15 protein-coding genes are annotated in these 17,914 nt (G+C 66.1%); 4 read left to right on the top strand and 11 right to left on the bottom strand.

What is annotated here, in order from left to right:
• Window positions 1-10 precede the first annotated feature (10 nt).
• The 4 genes from ACOGJC_RS09750 to ACOGJC_RS09765 all read right to left on the bottom strand — a co-directional run bounded on the left by ACOGJC_RS09750 (window position 11) and on the right by ACOGJC_RS09765 (window position 4,558).
• Window positions 11-1,093 carry a phosphotransferase gene (locus tag ACOGJC_RS09750; RefSeq protein WP_419844808.1) on the bottom strand — a complete coding sequence of 361 codons (1,083 nt, stop codon included), beginning with the start codon at window positions 1,091-1,093 and terminating at the stop codon, window positions 11-13.
• A complete protein-coding gene (locus tag ACOGJC_RS09755) occupies window positions 1,090-2,439 on the bottom strand; it encodes an aromatic ring-hydroxylating oxygenase subunit alpha (protein WP_419844809.1) in 1,350 nt (449 codons plus the stop codon). Before ACOGJC_RS09755 ends, ACOGJC_RS09750 begins: the two co-directional genes overlap by 4 nt.
• A gap of 177 nt (window positions 2,440-2,616) precedes the next feature.
• Window positions 2,617-3,297, bottom strand: coding sequence for a PaaI family thioesterase (locus tag ACOGJC_RS09760; protein WP_419844810.1), 681 nt, complete (start codon window positions 3,295-3,297; stop codon window positions 2,617-2,619).
• Window positions 3,290-4,558 carry a sulfotransferase family protein gene (locus ACOGJC_RS09765; RefSeq protein WP_419844811.1) on the bottom strand — a complete coding sequence of 423 codons (1,269 nt, stop codon included), beginning with the start codon at window positions 4,556-4,558 and terminating at the stop codon, window positions 3,290-3,292. Before ACOGJC_RS09765 ends, ACOGJC_RS09760 begins: the two co-directional genes overlap by 8 nt.
• Between ACOGJC_RS09765 and ACOGJC_RS09770 the strand changes: the two genes are divergently transcribed.
• On the top strand, window positions 4,557-5,363 hold the full coding sequence (locus ACOGJC_RS09770) for an SDR family NAD(P)-dependent oxidoreductase (protein WP_419844812.1): 807 nt from the start codon (window positions 4,557-4,559) through the stop codon (window positions 5,361-5,363). The two genes, ACOGJC_RS09765 and ACOGJC_RS09770, sit on opposite strands and share 2 nt — an antisense overlap.
• Here ACOGJC_RS09770 and ACOGJC_RS09775 read toward each other — a convergent pair.
• Genes ACOGJC_RS09775 through ACOGJC_RS09785 form a run of 3 tightly spaced genes read right to left on the bottom strand, consistent with a single transcriptional unit; the run spans window position 5,360 to window position 8,447 of the window.
• Complete coding sequence (locus tag ACOGJC_RS09775; RefSeq protein WP_419844813.1) at window positions 5,360-6,532, bottom strand: hypothetical protein; 1,173 nt, start codon at window positions 6,530-6,532, stop codon at window positions 5,360-5,362. The genes ACOGJC_RS09770 and ACOGJC_RS09775 overlap by 4 nt on opposite strands.
• The gene (locus tag ACOGJC_RS09780; RefSeq protein WP_419844814.1) at window positions 6,529-7,482 is read right to left on the bottom strand and encodes an alpha/beta fold hydrolase; all 954 of its coding nucleotides are present in this window, start codon (window positions 7,480-7,482) and stop codon (window positions 6,529-6,531) included. The genes ACOGJC_RS09775 and ACOGJC_RS09780 overlap by 4 nt, the downstream gene beginning before the upstream one ends.
• Window positions 7,482-8,447, bottom strand: coding sequence for an alpha/beta fold hydrolase (locus tag ACOGJC_RS09785; protein ID WP_419844815.1), 966 nt, complete (start codon window positions 8,445-8,447; stop codon window positions 7,482-7,484). Before ACOGJC_RS09785 ends, ACOGJC_RS09780 begins: the two co-directional genes overlap by 1 nt.
• An 89-nt stretch (window positions 8,448-8,536) precedes the next feature.
• Here ACOGJC_RS09785 and ACOGJC_RS09790 point away from each other — a divergent pair, with 89 nt between their 5' ends.
• The 3 genes from ACOGJC_RS09790 to ACOGJC_RS09800 all read left to right on the top strand — a co-directional run bounded on the left by ACOGJC_RS09790 (window position 8,537) and on the right by ACOGJC_RS09800 (window position 11,671).
• Window positions 8,537-9,664 (top strand): LLM class flavin-dependent oxidoreductase, encoded by a 1,128-nt coding sequence (locus tag ACOGJC_RS09790; RefSeq protein WP_419844816.1) that lies wholly within the window; start codon window positions 8,537-8,539, stop codon window positions 9,662-9,664.
• Between the two features lie 72 nt (window positions 9,665-9,736).
• Complete coding sequence (locus ACOGJC_RS09795; RefSeq protein WP_419844817.1) at window positions 9,737-10,861, top strand: LLM class flavin-dependent oxidoreductase; 1,125 nt, start codon at window positions 9,737-9,739, stop codon at window positions 10,859-10,861.
• Entirely contained in the window at window positions 10,862-11,671 is an 810-nt protein-coding gene (locus tag ACOGJC_RS09800; protein ID WP_419844818.1) for an enoyl-CoA hydratase/isomerase family protein, read from the top strand.
• 22 nt (window positions 11,672-11,693) lie between these two features.
• On the opposite strand, the gene ACOGJC_RS09805 is transcribed toward ACOGJC_RS09800, so the two are convergent.
• From ACOGJC_RS09805 to ACOGJC_RS09820, 4 genes are read right to left on the bottom strand one after another with little or no spacing between them, the layout of a single operon-like run.
• The gene (locus ACOGJC_RS09805) at window positions 11,694-13,571 is read right to left on the bottom strand and encodes an acetyl/propionyl/methylcrotonyl-CoA carboxylase subunit alpha (protein ID WP_419844819.1); all 1,878 of its coding nucleotides are present in this window, start codon (window positions 13,569-13,571) and stop codon (window positions 11,694-11,696) included.
• A gap of 4 nt (window positions 13,572-13,575) precedes the next feature.
• Entirely contained in the window at window positions 13,576-15,198 is a 1,623-nt protein-coding gene (locus tag ACOGJC_RS09810; RefSeq protein WP_419844820.1) for an acyl-CoA carboxylase subunit beta, read from the bottom strand.
• A 40-nt stretch (window positions 15,199-15,238) separates the two neighbouring features.
• Window positions 15,239-16,207 carry a biotin synthase BioB gene (bioB, locus tag ACOGJC_RS09815; protein WP_419844821.1) on the bottom strand — a complete coding sequence of 323 codons (969 nt, stop codon included), beginning with the start codon at window positions 16,205-16,207 and terminating at the stop codon, window positions 15,239-15,241.
• Window positions 16,208-16,258: 51 nt separating this feature from the next.
• On the bottom strand, window positions 16,259-17,380 hold the full coding sequence (locus tag ACOGJC_RS09820; RefSeq protein WP_419844822.1) for an amidohydrolase family protein: 1,122 nt from the start codon (window positions 17,378-17,380) through the stop codon (window positions 16,259-16,261).
• Window positions 17,381-17,914: the final 534 nt, after the last annotated feature.

Below are 17,914 nucleotides of genomic sequence, written 5' to 3' on the forward strand. Positions count from 1 at the left end.
CCCTCGAACCTCAGATGCCCACAGCGTTGCGGAGGGCGGGGCGGGGGTTTAGGTGGGCTAGGGCGGCTTCGGAGCGGGCTAGGAAGGCGGCGGCAAAGGCTTGGCGGCCGGGGGAGGCGTCTTCGGGGAAGGTGACCACTTGGCAGCTGGCGGGGACGGTGTAGGCGGCGTGGATTCGGTGGGCGAGCCAGGCATCATCAAACGCTATGGGCTGGGCGCCGTGGGTGATACGAGCGTCGAGGTAGCGCTGGATGAGGGAGTGGTCGTGGGTCAGGCGGTCTTCGGGGTCCATGGACATGTTCAGGAAGTAGCTCACGTCGCGCATCGGCGCGCCCACGTTGATGAGGCCCCAGTCCAAAAAGCCCGGTCCGCCGATTTCGGTCACGAACAGGTTGCCGATGTGTCCGTCGCCTTGGAGCACGGTGGCCGGCCCTCCGATGGGGCCTGCGGCCCACGTCTTGTGGAGCTCGGCGGTGTGGTCGATGTAGAGCTCGGCGATCTCGGCGAAGGCGTCGGTGAGCTTGTCGCGGTGGTTGTCGAGCCCGTAGCGCAGCAGCCGGGCGCCGTAGTCGCTCCCCATGGTGGCCAGCGGCACCCAGTCGGCCTCGGCGGCCCGGCGGTCGGGATCCTCGTAGCGGGCGTGCAGTTCGGCGAAGTGGTCCATGGCCTCGGCGGCGTAGGCCACCGGGACCCCACTTCTGTAGTCGGGCAGGGACTTGGTTGAGTTGTCCAGGTCTTCCAGCAGCAGCACGAACGCCCCGGTGTCGGGGTCGAAGGCGGCCACAAAGGGGGTGAGGGTGTGCATGGGCACCCGATGGGCCAGTTGTTGGTAGAACAGCGCTTCGCGGCGGCCCATGCCGGTCTGGTTGATCTGGGCTCGACGGTCGGGGTCGAGTGGGGGGATCTTGGCGAACATGGTGTCGGGCAGGTCGCTGTCGCCCTCGTAGGTGACGGCCAGGCGGGCGTTGGCGTTGGTGCCGGCGTGGATCGCCAGCACCTCCACGCTGGTGACCACCGTGCCGGGGTAGCGCTCAGCCAGGTTCTCCGTCAGCCAGTCGGGGGTGATGGCCTCGGGGTGGTCGGGCAGGCTCACCGGGCCTGATCGACCGGCACCCAGCCGCCGGGCTCCAGGCCCAGGTAGCGCTCCAGGTTGCGGTGCATGTTGATGATGCGGCACTCCTCGCCCGACAGCCACACATGGGCGAAGCCGGGCTGGTGGAGGCCCTTTTGCATCGTGCGGATGACGCTGAAGTCTTGGTTGAGCACAAACCCGAAGTCGGCCTGGTCCATGGGCACGGTGACGTGGACCGGCGGCGACGCCGGAGCGTCGGCCGATGGCATCCGGCTGAGGTGGATGGTGGCCAGCTCACCCTCGTCGGGGTTGGGGCCGGGCCGGGCAGTGAGCACGGTGAAGATGTCGGCGCTGATCAGCACGGTGGTGTTGGGGAAGAGGTTGTACTGGCTGAGGTGGGTGATCTGGGCGGTGTCGTAGCCCGAAAGATCCACGCCCATGGTGGCCTGATGGTCCCTGATCTTCTGGGCGATCACGTCTTGGAGGGTCTGGCCGTCGGGCACCTCGGGGACGGGACTGCCGGGCTCGGCGTGCTCGGGCCCCATGCGGCCGCCCTGGGTGACCACGAACGATTCCCACACCGTCTGATCGTCCACGTTGCGGCCCAGGCGGGGGCTGGGCACGCCGTAGGGCTGATACGACACGCCGTGGCGGTCCCAAATGCGCTGGGGGGAGTTGACGTCGTTGATGCTGCCCAGCATCTCCCGGTGCAGGCCCTGCACGTGGTAGGTCTCGGAAAAGCCCTCGTTGACCACCTTCCAGTTGCAGTTCACCGGAGTGGCGGTGGAATAGGTGCCCCGGAACTCGTCGAGGTTGGCCCAGGCGATGTCGTCGGGGATGCCCTCCAGCCACTGGGCCAGCGGCTCGGCATCGAGATCGAGGTTCACGAACACCAGGCGGGCCCAAGTGTCCACCTGCACCGGCACCAGAGGGAGATCGTCGTTGCTGATGGGGCCAAAACCCCGGCGGGAGGGGATCTCGCGGAGACGGCCGGTGAGGTCCCAGGCCCAGCGGTGGTAGGGGCAGCGCAGTTCGGTGATACCGGAGCCCGATCCCTGGCAGATGGAGTTGCCCCGGTGGCGGCAGACGTTCTGGAAGCCGCGGAGCACGCCGTCGTCGCCCCGAACCAGAATGATCGAATATTTGCCGAGGCGGTGCTCGAACCAGTCGCCGGGGTTGGCGATGTGGTCGACGGTGCAGGCCACGTGCCACACCTTGGGCCACATGCGCTCGTACTCCAGTTCGGCGAATTCAGGGGAGAGGTAGCGCTGGACGGGAATCTTCACCGGGGCTTCGGCGGCCAGGCCGGAGGCGGTTACTGCGGTGCCTAGGATGTCGGCTTCGTCCGGGGGTGCGATGTCGACCATTCGCTTATGGTGGCATATCTCTGGCTTGTTGCCAGTTTCGTCTTGCCATCCCCCGGCGGGTTGGCGGGTCCTGTCCCGGCCCAGCCCACCGTCCTCGCAGAGCTGCGGGCGGCGGGCGCCCTGAGCCGGGCCACCCCCCAACCCGCCTATGTTGGGTCCCACGGCTTTCTTATGTAGTTAGGAGGGCGATTCGGTGATGAAGATGGCTTCGGCGGTGGCGCAGATGGTTTCTCCGGCTCTTAGTTCGCCGGTGGCTATGTGTTTGCGGCCTTCGGTGTGGGAGTAGCGGCAGGTGACTTCTAGGGGGGTGTGGAGGGGGACGCCGGTTTTGTAGCGGATGTTGATGCCAGCGGTGAGGCCGGTGGCGCCGGCTCGGGTGGCGGCGTTGCCCAGGGCCTCGTCCAGGATGGTGGCCACTACGCCGCCGTGGGCGCGGTGGGGTGGGCCGGAGTGGGCTTCGGTGAGGGTGACTGTGGCCCGCATCTCCACTGGTCGGGGGTCGGCGTTGGGGTCGGGTGGGGGCACCGGATCGAAGATGAGGCGGGGGGCGTGGGGGTTGAGCAGGCCTGATCCGGCTTGGGTGAGGTTGTAGATGGTGCCGTCATGGTCTTTGGCCACCACGATGTGGGGGTCGCGAGCGAAGGCCCGCAGCCGCTCGGTGATGTCGGCCAGGGCGGCTGTGATCTCAGCTCGGGTGGCAGGGTCGGCGTCGTTGGCCGACACCGCGGCCACCAGGTCGCGGGTGCGCTCCACCAGTTCGTAGGCCTCGGGGCCGAAGTCGTCGGGGTGCGGCAGTTCGCCCAGCAACTCGGCCAGCCGGTAGGCCGATGCAGTTTCGGGGTGCTCTTGTTCAGCCATCGTCAGCCACTGGGATATCGAAGCGGTCGATGTAGCGGGCGAAGCGGGCCCGAACCTCAGCTCGGGTGAGCCCGAGGTCTTCGAACTCGTAGCGGTGTTCGCCGTGCTTTCCGGGCGGCGTGGCATCCACGTAGGCGGCCATGGCGACCTCGGCGTCGGCGCTCAGTTCCATGCCGAGCTGCTCGTACACCGATCGGGCGGCGGCCAATTTCTCGGTGCTCACCTGGCGATGGGGCACCTGGGCAGTGCGGTCGGCGGGCAGGCGGCCGGAATCGATGAGGTCGATGAGATTGTCGAGGCTGCGGGCGTAGAGATCGAGGTGGTATCGGCCGATGGCGGCGAAATCCACCCGGTCGGAGTGGGCCCAGCGCATGGTAGCGATCAGGCTGGTGACCGAGGGCAAGATGGCGGTGGGGTCGCGGTGGGTGATCACGAAGCGGGCGTCGTCGAACACCTCCATAAGAGCGGGCAGGCCTTGGAGATGGGCGGGCGACTTGAGCACCCAGCGCCGGGTGGGCATTTTCCGCTGCAAGATCTGTAGCACCTTGCGATAGGTGCGATAGGCGGGGCGCAGATCGGCGGTGTCGTACCAGGTCTGGTAGGTGGGCACGTCGGTGCGGCTGACCATCTCCTCGGAGCGGAACTCGAACGACATGGCCGACAGGCACTCCTTGAACATGCGCCCGGAGTACTCGTGGATGGCCAGCATCCCGCTGGCCACCGTCTGGGGCATGACCAGCTCGGCGCCGGCCAGGGCGATGCGGGGGTCGGTGGCCCGGACATCGGGATCGGGGTGGGGCGGGGGCACGGGGCGCAGCAACTCCCAGCCCTCCGGGGCCCGGTGAGCGGGGTCTTGGGCCAGCACGCCGTGCATGACGGTGGTGCCGGTGCGGGGTGCGCCGATCACGAAAATGGGCTGGTCGACGGGCTCGTCGAGGGTGCCGGGGTCGGCGGCCAGATAGTCGTTGATCTGGATGCGGACTTCTAGGAGCCGGAGAATCATGCGGCGGGACATCCACCGGCCCATGACGGTGAGGTCGGCCTCGTGCTCCAGCCCGTGACAGAACAGGGTGAGGGGTTCGGCGAAGGCATCGTCGCCTAGCGCGGCCCGGTCATCGGGGGCTCGGCCTTGGCGGACCAGGGCTTCGGCCATGAGCAGGTGGGGGTCGAACGGGCGACGGGCTTCGTCGACCACCGGGCCGGCGTCGCCCCGGTTCACGGCGGCTACCCAGTCGGGCCGGGGATCAGGGGTCCAGCTCATGGCCGCTGAAGCAGGGTGGCATCACCTAGAACAGTACGCTCAGGCGATGCTGGAAGGTCTGGTCGTGATCCTCACCGGAGCCTCGAAGGGGATTGGCCGGGGGATCGCCGAGTACCTGGTGGACGAAGGCGTGAAGCTGACGGTGACCAGCCGCAAGCCCGAGCGCATCGAGGCCACCGCCGCTGAGCTGCGGGAGCGGGGCGGCGATGTGCTGGCGGTGGACGGATCGGTGGGCGACCGAAACCACACCAACGAGGTGATTGATCGCACGGTGGAGCGGTGGGGCACGGTTGATGGGCTGGTGGCCAACGCCCAGTCGTTTCGCCCGACCATGCCGCTCTTGGATGTGGACGAGTCCGACATGGACCTGCTGCTCAATACCGGCCCCAAAGGCACGCTGTGGTTCATGCAGGCGGTTCACCCCCACATGGCAGCCAAGGGCCGGGGGCGCATCATCACCTTCGGCACCAACGTGGGGATCACCGGCGGGCCGGGCTATGGACCCTACGGGGCATCCAAGGAAGCCATCCGCTCACTGACCCGCACCGCGGCCCGGGAATGGGGGCGCGACGGCATCACGGTGAACTGCGTAAACCCGGCGTCGGTGGCCCACCGAGCCCCGCCCGAAGACGACCCCGACCGTCTGGCGTCCTACAAAGCCCTGTTCGACAACCACCCCATGGGCCGCGACGGCGACCCCGTAACCGACATCGCTCCGGTGATCGGATTCCTGCTATCCGACGCCAGCCAATACGTCACCGGCGAGACCTTCCAGGTGGATGGCGGCGGCCTGATGCGGCCCTAGGTCCTGAATCGGTGCCTGAGGTGGGCTTGACGGGTGGCTAGGTCGGTGGCGTGCTCCTGGGGGGTGACGGCAGGGTGGTCGTCGGGGAGGGCGGTGGCTACTTCGTCTAGAGGGACTACCTCGGTGGTGGGGGCCATAGCTTGGTCGCCGGTGGGCCAGAACCAGCGGAGGGTGCACAGGCCGTTGCGGCGGTTGGCGTTGTCGAGCCAGTTGGCTACCCCGGGGTCGGTGCCGCACACCACATAGCGCACCTTGCCGTCGGAGGAGACGGTGGTCTGGGTCTGATTGCGACAGGAGATGTGGGCGTAGGTGTCGACCAGCTCGAACGTGCCCATCATGTAGAGCTGGGCGCCCCAGTAGTGGGCCTCGGGCACGTCTGCGGTGACGATCAGGGCCTGGTCGGGCGCCAAGTCCCAGAAGCAGAACTCGTAGCGGGCCATGGAAAGGCCCTTGGACACCTCCAGGGTGCGGTTGGTGAAGGTGTTGTCGATGCGCTCGGCCCGGTTCATCACCATGTAGGCGTTCCACCGCTCGATGGAGTCGGTCATCTGCATCATGGCCCGGCGCACCCGATTGGCGAAGGTGGGGCCGTCGAGCACGGGGGCCGGCTCGGGGTCGAGGCACTCGATGGTGAAGAAGGCCGGCTCATCGGCGGTCCAGTCGAAGTAGTACTCCCGGATCGACGCCGACAGCACCTCGTCGGGAATGGCCACCGCGCCAGGCTCGTCGCCGCCCAGCAGGATCTCGAAGTCGTCGTGGCGGGCGAGGCCCAGGTCGTGGGCGGTGATGGTGGCCTTGGTGCCCCAGATGTCGTTGTGCATGAACCCGGCCCGCAGGGCGATGATGAAATCGTCGCACCCGTGCATGTTGCCGGTGATGCGGTAGCGGCGACCGGGCTCGATGCGGGCGTGGCGGTACACGTTGTCGGCGTTGGGGCCGCCCCATTGGACGGTCAGGTCGTTCTGGCGGTTGAAGAACGGGCGGGTGGGGTCGGCGTGGAATACCTCCCAGCCCAAGAACCCCTCCACGTTGTCGGCCAGGTGCTCGAGCATCTCCATGTCGCCGCCGTCGTCGGTCGGATAGGGCGGGGCGACCACCTCGTGGCCCATCCGCTTGAGCAGGTCGCACCACTCATCCCAGGCCTCTACCGCGGCGCTGATGTCGCTCATGACGAGAAGCTTGCCAAGAAGGGCTCAACCGCGGCCAAAAAGCCAGAGGTGTTTTGGCCGTGGACGTTGTGGCTGCAATCGGGAACGGTCACCAGTTGGCCGTTGGGCAAGGCGTCGGCGAAACGCTCGGCGGCCTCTTCGGTGAGCACCCAGGAGTCGGCGCCGCGCACCAGCAGGACCGGCTGGGCGATCCGCTCGGCGTCTTCCAGGGTGAAGCGGTCGCCGGCTCGACGGTGCTCGTCGCCGTGGGCCAGCCGGGGGCCGTGGTCCACCTTGGAGATGTAGGTGCCGTCCACCCGTTGGAGCAGGTTGTACTTGACGGTGCGCTCGATGTGCTCCCGGCTGCGATAGGGGTCGTACTTCTGCACGGCGGCCACGAAGTCATCGAGGTCTTGGAACTCCCGGTTCTCGGTCACGAAGGTGCGGATGACCTGGGTGCCCACCTCGGAGATCTCCGGGCCGATGTCCACCAGCACAATGGCCTGGGCCAGTTCGGGGTGGTCGAGGGTAAGGCGCATGGTGTTCATGCCGCCCATGGAGTGGCCCATGATGATGGGGTCAGCCACCCTGAGTGCCTCACAGAACGCAGCGGCGTCGGCGGCCATGGCCCCCGAGGAGTAGTCGGCGTCTCGGGCCCACTCGCTGTCGCCGTGGCCGCGCTGGTCGAGGGCCAGAACGCGGTAGCGGTCGGCCAAGGCCAGGCTGACCAAGTCCCAGGAGTGGCACGACTGGTTGCCGCCGTGGAGCAACAGCACGGTGGGGGCGTCGGGGCTGCCCCACTCCGAGAAATGGAAGCGGTGATGGCGGGCCACGATGTTGCGAGACACATAAGAGATGTTTGAGCCGTGGGCGATGCCGAGGTCGGCGGCGCTGGTACACAGACTCTCGAACTCGGCGGTGGCCGTCATGTCCAGCGGCTCGACGGTGTCGGCGAACTCGTTGAGGTGCATCAGCCCCGCCCCGCTCTGAGATCGGCGAAGAAGAACTTGGCCAGCTCGTTGAACACGTCGGCCCGCTCCCACTGGAGGAAGTGACCGCACTCGGGGATCACCACCGGCCCCACCCGGTTGGCGAAGGCGATCTCGCAGCGCTTGGGGAAGTCCTTGGGCACTACTTGGTCGTCGGGGCCGTACAAGATGAGCGTGGGGGCCTGCACCTGGGTGCCCATCATGGGCGGCTCGGTCATTGGCCGGCCGTACTCCAGTTGGTACACCGACCAGCCAGCAGCGAGCCGCTCGATATCGGCAAACGGCTCGGTCATGAAATCGATGTCTTCCTCCTCGAAGGAGTACTGGGAGGCCCACAGCCGGTGCTCGTAGCAGTCGCGCACGTAGCGGCGGCAGCGCTCGGGGGTGTCGAGGTCGGCCCGGAGCTGGTCGGGGTCGCGGCCCTGGCGGATGCGGTAGTCGCCGGTGGGACCGTGGGGCAGCGGGTTCAGCGACAGACCCCGCTCGGTGTACCAGTCCACCTGGTCGACGATGAAGGGGGCCACGGTGTTGAAGAACACCATCCGCTCGGCGAACTCGGGCCAGCGGTTGGCCATGTCGACGATCACCGCCCCGCCCACGTCGCCGCCCAACAGCCCTACCCGCTGGTGGCCGAGCACGTCGTGGACCAGGGTGTGGATGTCTCGGGAGTACAGCACCAGGTCGTATTGGTCGTCGGCTGACAGATCGGAATCGCCGTAGCCCCGCAAGTCGGGCACGATCACCTCGTAGCCCGCCTCGACTAAGGGCTTGATGTTGCGCCACCAGACGCGCTTGGTCTCGGGATAGCCGTGGACCAGCACTAGCGGATAGCCGCCCTCTCCCTCTCTTATGTAGGCCAGCGACAGGTCGCCATCGACCGGGGCCCGGTGGATGGCGAAGGCATCTCGGGGTGGAGTTGGCGGTTGCTCGGGGCGAATGGGAGGCACGGCCCGGCAGCCTATTCGCTCTCGCACTTATGCCCTGAGGCGGGCGGGATGTTAGGAAATATCTGCCGAAAATCGACAGAGAGGCCGACATGGAGTTTGGACTTTTCATCCAGGGATACGTGCCCCAGCACCGCCGGGACGTGGATCCCGATGCCGAGCACACCGCATTCATGGAGGAGCTCGACTTGGTGATCGCCGCCGACAAGGCCGGGTTCAAGTACGTGTGGCTGCCCGAGCACCACTTCCTCGACGAGTACTCCCACATGTCGGCCAACGACGCCATCGCCGGCTATCTGGCGCATGCCACCGAGCGCATCCACATCGGCTCGGGCATATTCAACCCTCTCCCCCAGGTGAACCACCCGGCCAAGGTGGCCGAGCGGGTGGCCATGCTCGACCACCTCACCGGAGGCCGCTTCGAGTTCGGCACCGGACGGGGCGCGGGGAGCCACGAAATCCTGGGCTTCCTGCACAAGGAGGGCATCACCGACACCTCTCACACCAAGGAGATCTGGGAAGACGTGATCGGCGAGTTCGCCAAGATGTGGACCCAGGACACCTACGAGGGCTACGAGGGCAAGTTCTGGTCGCTGCCGCCCCGCAAAGTGCTGCCCAAGCCGTGGGGCAAGGGCCACCCCGCCATGTGGTACGCGGCGGGCAACGTGACCAGTTACGCCATGGCCGCCCGCAAGGGCCTCGGCGTGCTCGGCTTCTCAGTGGGCGCCCTCGACGAGCTGGCCCCGGTGCTGGAGGCCTACAAGCGCGACATCGTCAACGCCGAGCCGGTGGGGGCGTTCGTGAACGACAACCTGATGGTAACCACCGGGGCGTTCGTGGCCGAGACCGACCAAGGAGCGGTTGACCACGCCCTGCGGTCATCAATGACGTACCTCCAGTCGAACGTGTTCCGCTATCACGACACCTTCCCCCGGCCCGAATGGGTGCCGCCGTGGCCCCAGACCATCCCCATGCCCAGCGCCGATGACCTGTGGGAGACCGTGGGCCAGCCGGGCAGCGTGATGGGCGACCCCGACCAGGCTCTCAAGGCCTGCCAGCAATGGGCCGACGCCGGCGCCGACCAACTCGTGTTCGGCATGGGCTCCAGCGAGCGGGCCGACGACCTCAAGACCATCGCGCTGCTGGGCGAGCACGTGATCCCCAAGATCGACACCGATCCGGTGCACCGCACCACCCGCCTGCGGGAGGCCGCGGCCTAGGACTTGCTTGGGCCATTCGGCCAGCGGGGTGCTAGGAAATTACCGCCGGAAGCACCCAGAAAAGAGGCTGACATGGAATTTGGAGTCTTCATCCAGGGCTATGTGCCCCAGTTTCGCCGGGAGGGCGATCCCGAAGCCGAGCACAAGGCGCTGATGGAGGAACTGGAGTTGGTGATCGCGGCCGACAAGGCCGGGTTCAAGTATGTGTGGCTCACCGAGCATCATTTTCTCGACGAGTACTCCCACTTGTCGGCCAACGACGCGGTGGCCGGCTATCTGGCGCATGCCACCGAGCGAATCCACATCGGTTCGGGCATATTCAACCCGCTCCCCCAGGTGAACCACCCGGCCAAGGTGGCCGAGCGGGTGGCCATGCTCGACCACCTGTCGGGGGGCCGGTTCGAGTTCGGCACCGGGCGAGGCGCGGGCAGCCACGAGATTCTGGGCTTCTTGCACAAGGAGGGCATCACCGACACCACCGCCACCAAGGAGATCTGGGAGGACGTGATCGGCGAGTTCGCCAAGATGTGGACTCAGGACACCTACGAGGGGTACGAGGGCAAGTTCTGGTCTCTTCCCCCCCGCAAAGTGCTGCCCAAGCCGTGGGGCAAGGGCCACCCGGCCATGTGGTACGCCGCGGGCAACACCACCAGCTACGCCATGGCCGCCCGCAAGGGCCTCGGCGTGCTGGGCTTCTCGGTGGGAGAGCTGGCCGAGCTGGCCCCGGTGTTGGAGGCGTACAAGAACGAGATCGGCAACGCCGAGCCGGTGGGGGCGTTCGTGAACGACAACATCATGGTGACCAGCGGGGCGTTCGTGGCCGAGACCACCGAAGAAGCAGTGGACGCCATCATGCGGTCGTCGATGACCTACCTCCAGTCCAACGTGTTCCGCTACCACGACACCTTCCCCCGCCCCGAGTGGGTGCCGCCCTGGCCCCAGACCATCCCCATGCCCCCCATCGAGGAGGCCCAGGCGATGATCGGTCAGCCGGGCGCGGTGATGGGCAACCCCGACCAGGCGCTCAAGGGTGCCCAGGCGTGGGCCGACGCCGGTGCCGACCAATTGGTGTTCGGCCTGGGCTCGGCTGAACGGGCCGACGACCTCAAGATGATCCAGCTCATGGGCGAGCACGTGATCCCCAAGATCGACACCGACCCGGTGCACCGCACCACCCGCCTGCGCGAAGCTGGCTAGGTGCCAGGAGAACTCAAAGGGCACCCCAACGCCGTCATCGATGTAGACGACGGCATCATCACGGTCACCCTCGACCGTCCCGACAAGCTGAATGCCATCAGCCACGAGATGACCGCGGCGCTGTGGGAAACAGTGCTGGCGCTGGGCGACCGCGACGACCTGCGTTGCATGGTGATCACCGCCAAAGGCCGCTACTTCACCGCCGGACAGGACATTTCCAGCCCGGCGGGGAACCGGCCCGGCAACCCGGAGACCATGGATCAGCACCCGGGGTGGAATTTCCGGCGGGACTATCGCAGCCACCACCTGCTCTACGACGAGATGGAGGCGGTGGAAAAGCCGGTAATCATGGCCATCCAGGGACGATGTCTGGGCGCGGGGGTGGAGATGGCCGGGTCGGTGGACTTCCGGTTCTGCACCCCGGAGGCATCGTTCGCCCTGCCCGAGGTGAAGCTGGGAAGCATCGCCGGCAGCGGGGGCACCAGCAGGCTTACCCGGTTGATCGGACCGAGCTGGGCCAAATGGATGGCGATGGCCACCATGGAGATCGACGCGGATCAGGCCAAATCCATCGGGCTGGTGCATGAGGTGTACGCCGCGGAGTCGTTGATGGACGAGGTATACGCGTTCTGCCGCCACCTCATGTCGCTGCCCACCGAGGCGCTGGGGCTGGCCAAGATGGCGGTGGATTTGCACGCCGACGTGACCGATCGGAATATCCAGCGGCAATTCGACCGGGTGGCGGTCTACTCCTCGGCGGCAGAGTTCGAGAAGTCGATGGAGAAGTTCGGACGCGAGTCCAAGAAATAGGCCGGGAGCACTCACCGCTCCGCTAAGCGAGTTCCTCCTGCTCAAAGGTCACCAGCACTTGGTGGGTCATGACCGTATCGCCGGGCGACACACGAACTTCGTCGACGGTACCTGGGCCGGCCGAGACGAGCGTATGAAGCATCTTCATGGCCTCAATGACCACCACAGGGTCGCCGCCGAGCACAGCACCGCCCGACTCGACAAGGACCTCGGAGACGACTCCGGGAAACGGGGCCACCACCGAGTTGGCCGGCCCACTGCCGCTCCCGATGCTCGGCGCCCAGTGATCCGACCGGGGGACTACCTGAAAGGTGTGGGACTGCCCGCTCAGATTGACGACGACCCGTCGATTGACGACATCGACATGGAATGCGCCGGGGAACTCCTGGGTCGATGTCTGGTCCACCTCATGAACCTGCCCGGTGAAGTCCCGCAAGAACAGCCGACGCCGGTGCTGGTGGGGCGTGAACCCGGCAGTGCCGAGGTCGTGCCACGGACTGCCGGTGGCTTGCCCGGCCTCAGTCCGCCAGGCCGATGCCGCGACCTCAGCCGCGGCGGATGAGTTGTCGCTTACCGATATCTCGTCCAAAAGGCGGGTCGTAACCCGGCCGGCGACTACCTCGGGCCGGTCGAGAAGCCAGCGGTGAAAGCCGGAGTTGGTGACAACGCCGCCGATGAGCAGCCGGTCGAGCGCATCGGCCAGCTCTTGGGTAGCGCCGGCCCGATCGTCCGAAGACACGATCAGCTTGGCGATCATGGGGTCGTAGTGGGGTGAGATCTCGCTGCCCACCTCGATACCTGAGTCCCAGCGGCATCCTGGCGGGACATCGAGATGGGTGATGGTTCCGATCTGGGGCGCGAAGTCGTCGGCGGCGTTCTCGGCGTTGATCCGAGCCTCGATGGCATGGCCGCTCAACCTGATGTCATCTTGGGCCAACCCAAGCGGTTCGCCAGCGGCTACCCGAATCTGGAGCTCGACGAGATCAAGCCCAGTGACGAGTTCGGTGACCGGATGCTCTACCTGGAGGCGGGTGTTCATCTCCAAGAAGAAAAACGACTGGGGGTCGTCGTCGTCGACGATGAACTCGACGGTTCCGGTGGAGTCGTAGCCGATGCTGTCGGCCAGGGCAACGGCCGACTGGCGCAGTGACCGGCGGGTGGTGTCGGGCAGGTTGGGCGCGGGAGCCTCCTCGAAGAGCTTCTGGTACCGGCGTTGGACCGAGCACTCGCGGGTGCCCAGATCGATGATCGCGCCGTGCTTGTCTCCCACTACTTGCACTTCGACGTGGCGGGGGCGTTCGATGTAGCGCTCAACGATCATGTCGTCGTTGGCGAACGAACGCTCCCCCTCCTGGCGAGCCTCGCTCAGCGCCCTTGAGAACTCGTCGTCTGAGCGGGCGATCCGGATTCCCTTGCCACCGCCGCCAGCCGAGGCCTTGATGAGCACCGGAAAGCCGATGTCGACGGCCGCGGCGCGAAGGTCGTCATCGCTCTGGGACTCGGAAAAGCCGGGGATCACGGGAACTCCAGCAGACTTCGCCAACTGTCGGGCCTCGATCTTGGAGCCCATGGCCGTGATGGCCGGGGGAGAAGGGCCGATCCAGATGAGGCCGGCATCGAGCACCGCTTGGGCGAAGGGGGCGTTCTCCGACAAGAAGCCATAGCCGGGATGCACGGCGTCAGACCCCGTCTCGTGCGCCGCGGCCAACAGCCGCTCAACCGAGAGGTACGACTCGGCCAACGGAGCCGGACCGATTCGATACGAACAGGTGGCTTCGGCGACGTGGGGGGCGGAGGCATCGGGATCGGCGTACACCGCAACCGTGTCGTGGCCGAGGGCCGAAGCGGTGCGGATGACCCGGCGGGCGATCTCCCCCCGGTTGGCGATCAAGATGCGCATGGGCTCACATGCGGTAGACGATCCCAGGACCGGGTGGTGGCTCGTCTTGTCGAGCGGCCAGCGCCAGACAGAGCCCCAGGATGTCTCGGGTATGCACCGGATCGATGAGGCCGTCGTCCCAGAGCCGCGAGGTCGCATAGTACGGATCTGACTGGGTTTCGTACTGCTGGCGGATCTCGGTGCGAATCGCCTCGAGCTCGGCTTCGGTGGTCTCGGAGCCCCGCATGCCGCCGACCCGGATATCGACCAGCACCGTCTCCGCGGTGTCGGCCGCCATGGTGGCGATGCGCGAGTTCGGCCACGCGAACAGGAAACGGGGATCGAATCCGCGGCCGCACATCCCGTAGTTGCCCGCGCCGTACGACCCGCCGATCAAGACCGTGTACTTGGGCACGGTGGCATTGGCCACCGCCGCGACCATCTTGGCGCCGTTCTTGGCGATCCCCCCGACCTCCGAGTCTCGGCCCACCATGTACCCGCTGGTGTTTTGCAAGAACACCAGCGGCACTCGGCGCTGCTCGCACAGCTCGATGAAGTGGGTCGCTTTCAGGGCCGACTCATTGAAGATGATGCCGTTGTTGGCGATGACGCCCACGAGATGACCCCACAGCCGGGCAAATCCGCACACGACGGAGTCACCCCATGACGGCTTGAACGGCGCGAATCGGGAGCCGTCGACCATTCGAGCGATGATCTCGGTGGCGTCGAAGGGAATCCGGTCGTCAGCGCTGACGATTCCGTAGATCTCGCCGACGTCGTAGGCCGGCGGCTCCGGCTCGGCCCAATCGATCCAACCCTCTCGGTGGTCGAAGCTGCGCTGGTTGGTGGTCTCGCAGATCTCACGCAGGAGCCCGTAGGCCTCGTGCTCGGTTTCGGTCATGTGGTCGCTAACGCCCGATTCCCGGGTGTGGAGTTCGGCGCCGCCGAGGTCGTCGGGCTCGATGATCTCGCCCAGCGCCGCCTTCACGATGGGCGGGCCACCGAGAAAGATGCGGCCGATGCCCCGAACCATGATCACCTCGTCGCTCAGCGCCGGGACATAGGCGCCGCCAGCCGTGCAGCCGCCCAACACCACCGAGAGCTGGGGCAGGCCTTGGGCCGACAGTCGGGCTTGGCGATAGAAGCTGCCGCCAAAGTGGTCTTTGTCGGGGAAGAGCTCATCTTGGAGCGGCAGGAACGCGCCGCCGGAGTCCACCAGGTAGATGACGCCTAGGTCGTTTTGAGCCGCGATGTCCTGGGCTCTTACGTGTTTTTTGATCGACATCGGGAGCAGGGACCCGCCCTTGACGGTGGCGTCGTTGGCGATGAAGACGTAGGGGACGCCGCCCACGATCCCGATCCCGGTGACGATTCCCGCACCGGGGGCAGCATCGTCGTACTGCCCCCACCCGCTGAGCATCGACAGCTCGAGGAACGGGGTCCCATCGTCGGTGACGAGATCGATCCGGTCGCGCACCATCACCTTGCCCCGGGCGTGGTGGCGCTCGATTTGCCGGGCTCGGCCTTCACCGCCGTCGATAACCCAACCCTGGCGTTCTCGCAAGACCGCCACCATTTCCCGGTAGGCCGCCGCATTGGCCGCAAATGCTGACGATCCCGTGTCGATCCGGGAGTCGATGACCCTCATCGCACTGAGCCCAGCAAGGCGGAAGAACGAGTGGCTGCGGTCATTGCACCGCCAAATTGGTGTCGAGCCTTTCCAGCAGCGCATCGTCTCGAGTTGCTCCGGGATTGGCGGTGGTGAGGAGCCGATCACCAAGGAAGATGCTGCTGGCCCCGGCGTGAAGGCACAGGGCCTGGAGCTCGTCGGTCATCTCGTTGCGACCGGCCGACAGCCGAACCACCGATTCCGGCATCATCAGCCGAGCAGCCGCAATGGTCCTGACCAGCTCGAGGGGATCGAGCTTGTCGGTGCCGAACAGCGGGGTTCCCGGCACCTGGACCAGCAGGTTGATGGGGACGCTCTCGGGATGGGGATCGAGCTGGGCGAGTTGGGCCAGCAGACCGGCCCGGTCACGCCTCGACTCCCCCATTCCGACGATGCCGCCGGTGCACAGCTTCACCCCGGAGTCGCGTACATGGGCCAGCGTGTCGAGGCGGTCTTGGTACACGCGGGTGGTGATGATCTCGCCGTAGAACTCGGGTGACGTATCGAGGTTGTGGTTGTAGTAGTCGAGGCCGGCGCCGGCCAGTGTGTTGGCCTGTTCGGCCGTGAGCATGCCCAATGTTGCGCAGGTCTCCATGCCCAGCGCACCTACCTCGCGGACCGCGAGGCTGACCTCGGCGACTTGCTGGTCGTTGGGCTCTCGCCACGCCGCACCCATGCAGAAGCGGGTTGCGCCGGCCCTTTTGGCCTTCTCTGCCGCGGCCATTATGTCGTCGACGGGCATGAGCCGCTCGGGCTTGAGTCCAGTGTTCCACCGGGCCGACTGAGGGCAGTAGGCACAGTCTTCGGGACATGCCCCGGTCTTGATGGACAGCAGCATCGCCGCCTCGACAACATGGGGATCGTTGCGCAGCCGATGAACCTCGTGGGCAGCAGCCAGGAGGTCGTGGAATGGACGCGAAATCAGTCCCTCGGCCTCCTCGACGCTCCAGTTGTATCGGGGCCCGAGGAGAGACTCGGTCTTGTCCATTAGTGCGCTCCTATTGACATGTTGAATTCACCCTACTTCTGGCACTGTGGCTCAGGCGCTGATGTTGAACAACCCGCGAGCGTTGGTTTCGGCGAACTTTCGGGCGACGTCCTCGGTCATGGGGGCGGTGGTGTGCTTGAGCGATTCCATGCTGTGGGGGAAGAGGGTGGACTCGTGGGGGTAGTCGGACTCCCAGGTGATGTTGTCCTCGCCGATCACATCGAGGGCGGCAATGGCGGTGTCGTCGCGCAGCATGCACACCGTCATGTGCTCGGCGAATGTCTCCCGAGGAGGGCGCTCGACCGGAAGCTGCACCCGGAAACTCTCGAACACTTCGCTGGCCTGCTCCAGCAGATAGGGCGCCCAACCGGCCCCGCCCTCGGAAAAGGCCACCTTGATGGCCCGATGGCGGTCCAAGATGCCCGAGAACAGCCAATCAGAGCAGGCGATCATCGAGTTGGCCCCCACATAGGGCAACACGGTGCACGGCGGGGCATCGTCAGACGACTTGATGAGCTTGGACGACGATCCGATGTGCAAGCACACCACCAATCCGGTCTCGTCCACTGCCTCCCACAGGGGCTCCCAGTGGTCGGTGTACACCGATGGCAGCCCAAGCGTGGTGGGGTTCTCCGAGAAGGCCACCGCCCGGGCTCCCATCGCCGCAGTGCGCCGCACCTCGGCCGCGGCGGCCACCGGATCCCACAGCGGCACCACAATGAGGGGAATGAGCCGCCGAGGGTCGGTGCCGCACCACTCCTCGAGAATGAAGTCGTTGTAGGCCCGCACGCAGAGCGCGGCCAGCTCGAAGTCGTGGCTCACCACGAACCGGTGGCCGGCGAACCGGCAGAAGTCGGGAAAGTTGATCTGGGCCCAGATCCCGTCAAGGTCCATGTCGTCGAGACGGGCCTTCGGGTCGTAGCAACCCGGTCGCATCTCACTGAATCGGGCCACCCCCAACGGGTCATCGTCGAACCCCGGCAAGGTCCGGGTGTTCCCCCGCACCGTTTGGATCACCTGGTCTTCGTACAGCCACGCCTCAGTGCCGTTCTCCAACTCCACCACCCGTGGCCCGCGGTCCCGGTGGGACGCAGGCAACCGGCTCTGCCACAAATGAGGCGGCTCGATCACATGATCATCAACCGAGATGGGCTTGACATCAGCCGGAAGCATGGGCGACCCAGATTAGTGCTCGAGCGTGATTTTCCGAATGCGGGCCGCCCTGCTGGATGAGAGGTTTGAAGGCCAACCACTCCCCGGAGGGTCTCAGTCGTTGGGCGTGGTGGCCTCTCCTGCCTCCGGGCCGATGGAGGTGATGAACCGATCGTCGGGCAATCACACAGGCCTCGAGCAGGAGGTTGCTGGCGTCGTCGTCGCGGGCCAAGGGCAAAAGGCTGCCCATGACCGCGAGTTTCTCGGGCGTCGACAAGTCGGCAATTTGGGTCGAGATTGCCTCAGTAACCCGCAACGCCCGGAGTTCCACCGCGGCTAGAAACAGCTCTTATTTGGTCAGCCATCTCGAATAGGCAGCCATCTTGCGATTCACCCGTCGAATGCGGTTTGTCGAATTATTGGCCCAGGATGCGTCGATTTAGTAGCGCATTTCTCGTCGATTCGGTATCGAAATACCCATGGACCGATACCTGCCATGATCTCCACTGGATCCGAGGCCTACCGCCGAAGCGACGGAATAGCAGTCATCCCCGC

The organism is Candidatus Poriferisocius sp. (genome assembly GCF_965204015.1).
Lineage (GTDB): Bacteria > Actinomycetota > Acidimicrobiia > Acidimicrobiales > Bin134 > Poriferisocius.

Excerpts from the sequence above, each read along its gene's own strand:
- ACOGJC_RS09790 (WP_419844816.1), top strand. The coding sequence starts at position 8,537 with ATGGAGTTTGGACTTTTCATCCAGGGATACGTGCCCCAGCACCGCCGG.
- ACOGJC_RS09775 (WP_419844813.1), bottom strand. The coding sequence starts at position 6,532 with ATGAGCGACATCAGCGCCGCGGTAGAGGCCTGGGATGAGTGGTGCGAC.
- ACOGJC_RS09770 (WP_419844812.1), top strand. The coding sequence starts at position 4,557 with ATGGCCGCTGAAGCAGGGTGGCATCACCTAGAACAGTACGCTCAGGCG.
- ACOGJC_RS09760 (WP_419844810.1), bottom strand. The coding sequence starts at position 3,297 with ATGGCTGAACAAGAGCACCCCGAAACTGCATCGGCCTACCGGCTGGCC.
- ACOGJC_RS09765 (WP_419844811.1), bottom strand. The coding sequence starts at position 4,558 with ATGAGCTGGACCCCTGATCCCCGGCCCGACTGGGTAGCCGCCGTGAAC.
- bioB (WP_419844821.1), bottom strand. The coding sequence starts at position 16,207 with ATGGACAAGACCGAGTCTCTCCTCGGGCCCCGATACAACTGGAGCGTC.
- ACOGJC_RS09805 (WP_419844819.1), bottom strand. The coding sequence starts at position 13,571 with ATGCGCATCTTGATCGCCAACCGGGGGGAGATCGCCCGCCGGGTCATC.
- ACOGJC_RS09755 (WP_419844809.1), bottom strand. The coding sequence starts at position 2,439 with ATGGTCGACATCGCACCCCCGGACGAAGCCGACATCCTAGGCACCGCA.
- ACOGJC_RS09820 (WP_419844822.1), bottom strand. The coding sequence starts at position 17,380 with ATGCTTCCGGCTGATGTCAAGCCCATCTCGGTTGATGATCATGTGATC.
- ACOGJC_RS09795 (WP_419844817.1), top strand. The coding sequence starts at position 9,737 with ATGGAATTTGGAGTCTTCATCCAGGGCTATGTGCCCCAGTTTCGCCGG.
- ACOGJC_RS09810 (WP_419844820.1), bottom strand. The coding sequence starts at position 15,198 with ATGAGGGTCATCGACTCCCGGATCGACACGGGATCGTCAGCATTTGCG.
- ACOGJC_RS09780 (WP_419844814.1), bottom strand. The coding sequence starts at position 7,482 with ATGCACCTCAACGAGTTCGCCGACACCGTCGAGCCGCTGGACATGACG.